Below are 9888 nucleotides of genomic sequence, written 5' to 3' on the forward strand. Positions count from 1 at the left end.
TGCACCCCCTACGTTACTGTGTCGCCCACGCTGCTGCTAAAGCGGCAATTGATCTGTCGGTGATCCCGATGCTGGCTTTTTATCCGATTTATCAGACTTAGGCGTGTCATCACTGCTATCATAGCCAAACAGGCCGGTGATCATTTCCCACAACGTTTTTTCAAGATCGCGCTTCGGCACATCAACCGTGGTTTCATCCGAAGTTTTAATAACGGGAACTTCGCTGGGCTTGAAGTCGCCTTGCACACCGATCAACTGATCGTTATCAAAGTACAACGAAATCCTTTTTTGTTGTCTATCTCCGCCGTCAACTTGTGCTGAATAAAGGTAGTCCCAACGCTTCTGATGAAAAAAATCAGCCAGCATCGGTGAACCCATTATATAAAGCACTTGGCGCTTGTTCATGTTGGGTCTGAGTTGGTCAATCATAGATTGGTCGACCATATTGCCTTGCTGGACATCTACGGTATAGACGCCGGGCAGGTTGGTCAGGATGGTGGTGCAGGAGGAGAGTGTCAGGCTTGCCGCGACTACAAGGATGCAGGATGAGCGGTTGCAGAATAGGTTTAAAGCAAAAAGCGGCTTTCTCATTTAAGGCTGCGGATGTGTTGAAAATATAAAATCATACAGGATGTTAAAAGATTATCCTATAAAACTGTCATGCCCATACGGTCAAAAAAAGGCTACAATGCGCGTAATTCTATATAAAACAGCCTAAACAGAGGCTCAAGTGGAGATTAATATTGGAAACTCATGATTTAAGGAGTGCGGGCCTGAAGGTGACTTTACCTCGGGTCAAGATTCTGCAAATTTTAGAAAATCAGGTCAATGAGCGTCATTTAACCGCTGAACAAGTCTATAAAATCCTGCTGAGTGAGGATGAAGAAATTGGCTTGGCGACGGTTTATCGTGTTTTAACACAATTTGAAGCGGCGGGACTGGTGACCCGGCATCACTTTGAAGGCGGCAACTCTGTCTTTGAACTTGATAAAGGCTCGCATCACGATCATATACTTTGTATGAAATGCGGTAAGGTCGACGAGTTTGCCGATGAGGTTATTGAAGCTCGGCAAAAAGAAATTGCTGCAAAACTGGGTTATGAATTGACCGATCACGGCCTTTATTTATACGGTTTTTGCGCTCAGTGCAGGAAATCCTGATTTTTTATTTTAAATTGTAGGCTTCATGTTTAAACCTCTCATTTTTTATATCGGTTTGCGCTATACGCGAGCCAAACGCCGAACTCAGTTCATTTCTTTCATTACCTTAACGTCAATTCTGGGTATCGCTTTGGGTGTTACTGCATTGATTGCCGTGTTGTCGGTGATGAACGGTTTTGAAGCGGAATTGCGCGAGCGGATTCTCGGCATGACTTCACATGCGACCGCCACTGGAAGATATGGCCAGTTGGATAATTGGCAGGAATTGGAGCAGAAATTAAAAAACTATCAGCATATAGAAGGCACCGCGCCTTTTATTAATGGGCAGGTGATGATTAACGCCGACCGGCGCGTAAGCGGCACTATGCTGACCGGAATTTTGCCGGAATACGAGTCCAGGGTATCGGAAGTTGCCGATAAAATGAAAGAGGGCAAACTGTCCGATTTAATTCCAGGCGAGTACGGCATTGTTTTAGGTGTGGAACTGGCCAATTATCTAGGCGTTCTTACCGGCGATAAAATAACTGTCATCAGCCCGCAGATTAATTCCACACCGGCTGGTATTGTGCCGCGTATGCGGCGGTTTACCGTGGTGGGTATTTTTAAAGTGGGCATGTATGAATATGACCGCAATATGGCGCTGGTTCATCTTGACGATGCGGCTAAATTGTTTCGTTTGGATAATGCTGTTTCAGGTCTTAGAATCAAGCTGGACGATTTGTTTAATGCACCGAAAATAACCCGTGCACTTTCCAGCGCTTTGTATGGCGATTATTTGGTCAGCGATTGGACGCTGGCGCACAACAATTTTTTCCGGGCGATACAGACGGAAAAGCGGGTCATGTTTATTATCCTGTTGTTGATCGTCGCGGTGGCGGCTTTTAATATCGTTTCCACATTGGTAATGGTGGTGACCGATAAGCGCGGCGATATAGCTATTTTAAAAACCCAGGGGCTGACGTCGCGTTCGGTGATGGGTATTTTTATGGTACTGGGAGCGGTTATCGGCGTAACCGGCACCGCACTTGGAACCGTAGGCGGGGTGTTGCTGGCGTTGAATGTTGAAACTATCGTTCCTGCTATTGAAAAATTATTTAATGTCCAGTTTATGGCGGCCGATGTGTATTACATCAGCGAGCTGCCTTCCAAGCTAGTTTGGTCGGATGTTTATGTGATTGCGAGCATGGCCTTTTTCTTGTCATTATTGGCGACCATATATCCTGCATGGCAGGCAGCCAAAGTTAATCCAGCGGAAGTTCTCAGATATGAATAATGCCAGCATCTTGCAATGCCAGCAGTTGACCATGCGCTACGATCAGGGCGGGCTGGATGTTGAAGTTTTAAAAGGGGTTAATTTAAGCATCGGTGCCGGTGAGCGCGTCGCCATTATGGGGGCCTCGGGATCGGGAAAAAGCACTTTATTGCATTTGCTGGGCGGGCTTGAAAAGCCCAGCGGCGGAAAGGTGATTTTGGATGGCGTTAATCTTAATCAAGTCGGCTCAGGCCAATTGGCAAAATTAAGAAATAAATCCTTAGGTTTTATTTATCAGTCGCACCATCTGTTGGGAGAGTTTACCGTACTGGAAAATGTGGCGATGCCTTTGTTGATTGGCGGGCATTCGGTAAAACTGGCAACTGTCCGTGCGATAGAGTTATTGAAACGGGTAGGGCTGGGACACCGTATTGAACATAAACCCGGGGAGTTGTCCGGCGGGGAAAGACAGCGCGCCGCAGTCGCTAGAGCGTTAATCAATAAACCCGGTGTAGTTTTGGCGGATGAGCCTACCGGAAACCTGGACAGCAAAACGGCTGACCAAGTGTACCAGCTAATGTTGGAATTAAATCAGGAGCTGAATGTCAGCTTTTTGGTAGTAACTCATGATCATGAGTTGGCCGCAAGGATGGGCAAGGTTCTACACATGGAAGACGGGGTTATATTAGGCTAAAGATACAAGGCCAAAGGCAAAAGGCGCAAGCGTTAAGTCCTTTCGCCTTTGGCCCTTAGTCTTTCGCCTTTAGCCTTTTCTCCTTTCGTTCTTCCCATTTTTTGGTTATATGTTGCTGCCAGTAATATTGAATTCCGAAATAGCCGGCCACAGATGAGAGTATACCCATAATAAGACAGCCTACCAGAAACGGTTGCCAGACATCGCCAAGCCCTGAGAACATGCCGCTTAATGAAAACTCGGATTCATCAGCGAGGGCTGGCCGGTTCATAAACCAAAGCCCAGCTTTATAAGCAAAATAGAATAGCGGCGGCATCGTGATGGGGTTGGTTATCCAGACCAGTCCTACTGAAAGAGGCAGATTAGCCCTGAAATAAATGGCTCCAGCAGCGGCAATAGCCATTTGTGTAGGAGTCGGAATCCAGGCGCAAAAAAGACCCACAGCAAAAGCCATGGAGACGGAACGCCGGTTTAAATGCCAGAGGTTAGGCTGATGCAGTTTATCGCCAAGAAATTGCAGGCTCTTGTGTCGTTTAATTACATCAGGATCGGGGATGAACTTATCGATCAGTTTTTTTATGAGTTCTTTTGGCATCGTTATTTCTTATTTAAAGTTACATAACTACATTGTTAGAAAATAGAATACGGACGGCACGGATTTGGTTGATAAACACTGATAGAAAAGAAAATAAAATCCGTTTAAATCCGTCTGATCAGTGTTCCATTATAAAGTTAGCATCACTAAGTAGTTACAAAATTACATTCATACAGTTTATCAGGTTTTTGTTAGCCTAAAAAACACCAAGGTGCTAAATGGTTGTGTCTGCCTTGTCATTTTTAGCCGGGCTGTTGCTGGTACAACAATTTCCGGTTTTGCCGGATGTTAAATGGCTGATAGTCGGCGGCTTAGTGACCAGCATTATTGCATGGTTGCGTTATTGGCGGTGCCTGTTTTTTGTGCTCGGCGTTTTGTGGGCGATTGTGTTTGCAATGCATCGATTGTCCGGCGGACTGCCTGAGCAACTGGAAGGTGTCGAAGTTCAAGTGAACGGCGTCATAGCCGATTTGCCGGAACAAGATGAAAAACGTGTCCGCTTCGACTTTATCCCCAGGGATGGGGTGTATGCCGCAAACCCGTCGGGAACGGGTGCGGCGATCACCAAGGATGGTGTGTATGCCGAAAGCCGGCCGGATGCCGCTGAGTCTGAACGGCAATTACCCGCCAAACTGAGATTAAGCTGGTATTACCCGGATCAACCCATCAAGGCAGGTCAGCATTGGGCTTTTAATGTTAAATTGAAGCGCGTCCACGGCACAATGAACCCCGGCGGGTTTGATTATGAACGCTGGCTGTTTACCGAAGGCATCGGGGCGACGGGCTATATCAGACCAAGCCCAAAGCCGGTTTTATTAGGTAGCGATTCGGCTTGGAACAGTATTGCTGTCTGGCGGCAAAGCATCACTGATCGGCTTTCAAATACATTGGGAAACAGCCCGTACCTTGGGCTAATAAAGGCTTTGACCATCGGTGACGGTAACAGCATCACGCAAGAACAATGGGAGGTTTTCCGCAAGACCGGCACGACGCATCTGGTGGTGATTTCCGGATCGCATATTGGGCTTATTGCCGGCCTGGTTTATTTTTTGGTGCTGAAATTGTGGGCAAGAACGGGATGGCTTAGCCAGTCGCCGCAAAAGGTTGCTGCAATTTCAGCTTTGCTGGTTGCGATTTTTTACTCAGGATTGGCCGGATTTTCCGTGCCTACCCAGCGCTCAGTGATCATGTTGTCTATTGCCATGATCGCTATTGTTCTGCAACGCAATAGCCGTCCTTTTAATACATTGGCCATCGCTCTGTTCGCGGTTTTAATATTTGATCCGCTCGCTGTTTTAGCGGCCGGGTTTTGGTTGTCATTCCTCGCCGTGAGCCTGATTGTTTATGCCGTCTCCGGTCGCTTAGGCAAGCTTGGTCACCTTTTGGGTGCGATAAAATTGCACTGGTTTACGTCGCTGGGATTGTCGCCTCTGCTATTGTTGTTTTTTCAACAAGTTTCCTTGATTGCGCCGCTGGCTAATTTGGTCGCCGTACCTGTCATCAGTTTGCTGGTTGTGCCGTTATCACTGCTGGCAGTCATTATCATGGTTATTTCACCAACGCTGGCCGACAAGCTGTTCTATTTGATAGACCCTGTGTTGCAAGGTGTATGGTTGTTGTTGGCTCATTTGGCGGAAATTCCTCTGGCTTCGATCAATCATGCGCCACCCTCATATTGGGCATTGCTTTTTGCCGTACCGGGTATTTTGCTGCTTCTTGCTCCGGTCGGCATTCCAGCGAGGTGGCTGAGTCTGGTAATGTTTTTGCCGCTGATATTTACCGACGCAAAACAACCCGAAACAGGTGAGATTAAAATGACTTTGCTGGATGTCGGACAAGGCTTATCAGCCGTCGTGCAAACCAGTCATCATTTTTTGGTTTACGATACCGGCGCCAAATTTTCCGAACATAGTGATATGGGGCAGAGTGTGCTACTGCCTTTTTTGCGCTCGCAAGGTATAGATAAAATCGATAGTTTAATCATCAGCCACGGCGATAACGATCACATTGGTGGAGCGGAATCGCTAATGCGCGGCATTAATACGGAACAAGTGCTGACCAGCGTTCCTCAGTTGTTAAAGGAGTATGCGCCAACTGAATGTAAAGCCGGGCAGTCGTGGTTATGGGATGAAGTCAAATTCACCATGCTGGCTCCTAGTCAGGCGTTTGTTTCCGAAAATGACAATTCCTGCGTATTGAAAGTCCAGTCTGCACACGCCACGGTATTGCTGGCTGGCGATATTGAGGCTTTGGCTGAATCCTGGCTGGTTAAAACCTACGGCGAAGAATTAAAAGCCGATGTATTAGTCGCACCGCATCACGGCAGTAAGACTTCATCGACAGCCGGTTTTTTGCGAACTGTGCAGCCTGATTATGTGCTGATTCCGACGGGTTACCGGAATCAATTCGGTCATCCGCATAATGATGTGTTGGCGCGGTATCGACAAGCCGATGCCAAATGGTTGAATAGCGCCGATAGCGGTGCGATTACCGTTGATTTTGAAAATGATGAATTTGTCGTGCAGGGGATGCGCGAGACGGAAAGTAGATATTGGAACGCTAAATAATTACCAACTTCTTTACTCTGTAATTAAATAGGACTAGAATAGTCCACAATTATTGGGAGCAAGGTATGTTAAGGCTGAGTAAATTAACTGATTATGCAACGGTCATTTTAAGTTTTATGGCTAGAGATAAGGCGCAAATGCGTGCGGCTATGGAAATAGCGGCGATGACGGGTATTGCTTTGCCTACGGTCAGTAAAATTCTCAAGCTGCTGGTTAACGCCAATGTTTTGATTTCTACGCGCGGAGCCAAAGGCGGTTATGCTTTAGCCAGAACGCCGGAAGAAATTAGCGTTGCTACCATTATCAGCGCTTTGGAAGGGCCAATTGCTCTGACCGAGTGCAGTATTTCCCATCAGGGCTGCGAGCAGGCTTCGGGCTGCGATATTTTGGGTAACTGGGGTTTGATTAACCAGACCATTCATAATGCATTAGAGTCGGTGACTGTGGCCGATTTAATCAGACCCGTTGTTGTGCCGGAAGAAGTGTTCGTTCCGGTCGCCAGTCTATATAGGTAGAAAATTTTATGTCAGCAAGCGAACAAGAAATCAAGAATCTGATCGGTAAGGAGTACAAGCAAGGCTTTGTGACCGAGTTGGAAACCGACACCTTTCTTCCCGGGCTGGATGAAGAGGTTATTCACAGGTTGTCTAAGGTCAAAAATGAGCCTGAGTTTATGCTCGAATACCGACTGAAAGCGTTTCGTCATTGGCAGGCCATGAAGTCTCCCGAGTGGGCGTTCGTCAAATTCGATCCTATCGATTATCAGGCGATCAGCTACTATTCAGCTCCTAAACGCAAAGAAGACGGGCCGAAAAGCCTGGATGAAATCGATCCCCAAGTATTGGAAGCCTACAAAAAATTAGGCATCCCCTTGGATGAACAGGAGCGCTTGGCCGGCGTTGCGGTCGATGCGGTTTTTGACAGCGTGTCGGTGGCAACTACATTTAAAGGCAAACTGAAAGAAGCGGGCGTTATTTTCTGCCCGATTTCAGAAGCCTTGCGCGACCATCCTGAGCTGATCAAACAATATTTGGGCTCGGTCGTGCCGCATACGGACAATTTCTTTGCCGCTTTAAATGCCGCCGTATTTACCGATGGGTCATTTGTTTACATACCTAAAGGAGTGCGTTGCCCAATGGAACTGTCGACCTATTTTAGGATCAACGCCGCCAATACCGGGCAATTTGAACGGACTTTGATTATTGCCGACGAGGGCAGTTATGTCAGTTATCTGGAGGGTTGTACCGCACCGATGCGCGATGAAAATCAGCTGCATGCGGCGGTGGTCGAGTTGGTTGCAATGAAAGACGCCCAGATCAAATACTCGACCGTGCAAAATTGGTATCCGGGCGATAAGGAGGGCAAAGGCGGTATCTATAACTTTGTGACCAAGCGAGCCGATTGTCGCGGAGATAATTCCAAAGTGTCGTGGACGCAGGTGGAAACCGGTTCGGCGATTACCTGGAAATACCCAAGCTGCATCCTGACCGGCGACAATTCCACCGGCGAATTTTATTCAGTGGCGCTGACCAATAATTACCAGCAGGCCGATACCGGCACCAAGATGATTCATATCGGCAAAAACACCAGCAGCACGATTGTTTCCAAAGGTATTTCGGCTGGTAAAGCACAGAACACTTATCGCGGTTTGGTTAAAGTATTGAAAAGTGCGAAAAACGCCCGTAACTATACCCAGTGCGATTCGCTGTTAATCGGCGATAAATGCGGTGCGCATACGTTCCCTTATGTGGAAGTCAAGCAGCCATCGGCTCAGGTTGAACATGAAGCCACTACGTCCAAGATCAGCGAAGATCAGCTGTTCTTTTGCCAGCAGCGCGGATTATCGGCAGAAGACGCGGTGTCGATGATTGTTAACGGTTTTTGTAAAGAAGTGTTCAGGGAATTACCGATGGAGTTTGCGGTAGAGGCTCAGGCGTTGTTGGGGTTGAGTTTGGAAGGTTCGGTAGGTTAACGACTGGAGTTAAGGTTATGGAATTAAAAAGACAATATATTGTTGATGAAGACAATCATAAAGTCGCGGTACAGCTTGATATTGATACTTTTGAAAAAATTGAAGATGTTCTGGAGAATTACGCGTTAGTTCAGCTTATTAATGCGGATGAAAGCGAAACGCTGAGTATTGAAGAAGCAAAGAAATATTATGCGACTCTGGATAAGGCTTGATGAAAGTCGAGTACAGTAAAAATTTCTTGAAAGAATTGGCAGCGGTTCCGAGTGATGTTCGTTCAAAGATTGAAAGTTTTGTATTTGATGAATTAGTTTCAGCCTCATCCATTTATGAAATGGGGAAGGTTGAGAAAATGAAAGGTTATGATGGTTTTTATAAAGTCAGATTTGGTAATTACCGTCTGGGCTTAATGCTTAAAAATGAAACGATTGCTGTAAAAACAGTCATGCACAGAAGAGAAATTTATAAGTTTTTCCCTTGATTTTATAAGGCTGTTTATGAGTAACTCGAATGAAACAAATGGTGCTGATTCAAACAACATCAATACAAAACAAGTTATAAAAGTAATTGGTTTTATAGTTTTGAGTGTTGTCGGTTTTTATTTTGCTAATTTTCATAACGGCCTATCTCGAGAAAATGGCGCATGGGGAACATTCGGCGATTACTTTGGAGGAATACTTAACCCTGTTATTGCCGCATTTGCGTTTTATTTGATAGCCAAGACTTATGAGTTACAAAAGAAGGAACTAGAAGCAACAAGAAGTTTATTGGAAGTATCAACCGATGCACAAAAGAATCAAATAGTGTTGGCTGCGCTGACTGCGCTTTTGAATTCTAATTTAACAAGAATTGGCGTGCTAGAGGCCGAGAAAATCGCATTATTGCAAGGGACGTTGCCTGTACATAAAAAGCCCACAAACGAATCAGAAGATCGGCAACAAGGTATAGATGATATGAAAGATGCTCGTCGCCCTAAAGATGAAGTACGCAAGGAGAAAATAAGAGATAGACTTCAAGAAATTGAAGATGAAGCTAATCGCTTAACAGAAATGAATAGTCTATTCGAGGAACAAATAAAGAATTTTTTGAAAGCGCTGTAGTGCCGCAGGTTGGGCTTCGTACCAGCCCAACCAATTTAATTATCAAATAAACGTACATTTTTAGTCCTTTTTGAAATTGACTGAATGGTGGTATGTGAGATGAAAATTAAAGCCAAGGTTGATTGTAACGACAAAGAATATATAACGGATGAAGTTGATATTTCGCCTATAACGCAAGAGCAAATAAGTCATTATTGTACAGATGAATATCTTGATATTTTTCAAAATAAGCATCGCGTTCCTGATGTATGGCGGTATATCGTAGAAGTCAGGAATGCTGATATAAAAATAATACCGATTAATAAGACAGTTACGTTATCGGATTTTAATGACCGTCCGGCAGCCGACGCTGAGGGTAAAAAAAATATTTTGCTTATTTTAGAGTCGCCTCATAAAAGCGAATATAAACATGATAAGAAAAACTTTACGCTAACACCCAAAGCGCCGGCTCAAGGCTATACAGGGCGTAATATAGAAAGTTTTATCGGCGATATTTTGAAAAAAATACCGGATTTAGCAAAGGGTAGTTATAACTTGGTTATATTCAATCC

General features: G+C 45.4%; 12 protein-coding genes. 10 read left to right on the forward strand and 2 right to left on the reverse strand.

Annotated features, from left to right (window positions below):
• Positions 1-36: 36 nt before the first annotated feature.
• A complete protein-coding gene (locus tag EPO18_RS19375; protein WP_292436320.1) occupies positions 37-591 on the reverse strand; it encodes an outer membrane protein assembly factor BamE in 555 nt (184 codons plus the stop codon).
• A 152-nt stretch (positions 592-743) separates the two neighbouring features.
• Here EPO18_RS19375 and fur point away from each other — a divergent pair, with 152 nt between their 5' ends.
• Genes fur through lolD form a run of 3 tightly spaced genes read left to right on the forward strand, consistent with a single transcriptional unit; the run spans position 744 to position 3106 of the window.
• Positions 744-1160 (forward strand): ferric iron uptake transcriptional regulator, encoded by a 417-nt coding sequence (fur, locus tag EPO18_RS19380; protein ID WP_292436322.1) that lies wholly within the window; start codon positions 744-746, stop codon positions 1158-1160.
• Positions 1161-1185: 25 nt separating this feature from the next.
• Entirely contained in the window at positions 1186-2433 is a 1248-nt protein-coding gene (locus EPO18_RS19385; protein ID WP_292436324.1) for a lipoprotein-releasing ABC transporter permease subunit, read from the forward strand.
• Positions 2426-3106: a lipoprotein-releasing ABC transporter ATP-binding protein LolD gene (gene lolD, locus EPO18_RS19390; protein WP_292436325.1), complete on the forward strand. Its 681-nt coding sequence runs from the start codon at positions 2426-2428 to the stop codon at positions 3104-3106. The genes EPO18_RS19385 and lolD overlap by 8 nt, the downstream gene beginning before the upstream one ends.
• A gap of 55 nt (positions 3107-3161) precedes the next feature.
• Here the strand turns inward: lolD and EPO18_RS19395 are convergent, their stop codons facing one another.
• On the reverse strand, positions 3162-3701 hold the full coding sequence (locus tag EPO18_RS19395; RefSeq protein WP_292436327.1) for a DUF2062 domain-containing protein: 540 nt from the start codon (positions 3699-3701) through the stop codon (positions 3162-3164).
• A 218-nt stretch (positions 3702-3919) separates the two neighbouring features.
• Here EPO18_RS19395 and EPO18_RS19400 point away from each other — a divergent pair, with 218 nt between their 5' ends.
• The 7 genes from EPO18_RS19400 to EPO18_RS19430 form a co-directional block, all read left to right on the forward strand.
• A complete protein-coding gene (locus EPO18_RS19400) occupies positions 3920-6268 on the forward strand; it encodes a DNA internalization-related competence protein ComEC/Rec2 (protein WP_292436329.1) in 2349 nt (782 codons plus the stop codon).
• A gap of 65 nt (positions 6269-6333) precedes the next feature.
• Positions 6334-6783 carry an SUF system Fe-S cluster assembly regulator gene (locus EPO18_RS19405; protein WP_292436331.1) on the forward strand — a complete coding sequence of 150 codons (450 nt, stop codon included), beginning with the start codon at positions 6334-6336 and terminating at the stop codon, positions 6781-6783.
• 8 nt (positions 6784-6791) lie between these two features.
• Entirely contained in the window at positions 6792-8240 is a 1449-nt protein-coding gene (gene sufB, locus EPO18_RS19410; protein WP_292436332.1) for a Fe-S cluster assembly protein SufB, read from the forward strand.
• 17 nt (positions 8241-8257) lie between these two features.
• The gene (locus tag EPO18_RS19415) at positions 8258-8452 is read left to right on the forward strand and encodes a hypothetical protein (protein WP_292436334.1); all 195 of its coding nucleotides are present in this window, start codon (positions 8258-8260) and stop codon (positions 8450-8452) included.
• Entirely contained in the window at positions 8452-8718 is a 267-nt protein-coding gene (locus tag EPO18_RS19420; protein WP_292436336.1) for a type II toxin-antitoxin system RelE family toxin, read from the forward strand. Before EPO18_RS19415 ends, EPO18_RS19420 begins: the two co-directional genes overlap by 1 nt.
• A 16-nt stretch (positions 8719-8734) precedes the next feature.
• Positions 8735-9337, forward strand: coding sequence for a hypothetical protein (locus EPO18_RS19425; RefSeq protein WP_292436338.1), 603 nt, complete (start codon positions 8735-8737; stop codon positions 9335-9337).
• 99 nt (positions 9338-9436) lie between these two features.
• On the forward strand, positions 9437-9888 hold a 452-nt coding region (locus EPO18_RS19430; protein WP_292436340.1), incomplete at its 3' end, for a hypothetical protein.

The sequence above is a fragment of the Methylobacter sp. genome (genome assembly GCF_004322395.1).
Classification (GTDB): Bacteria; Pseudomonadota; Gammaproteobacteria; order Methylococcales; family Methylomonadaceae; genus Methylobacter_A.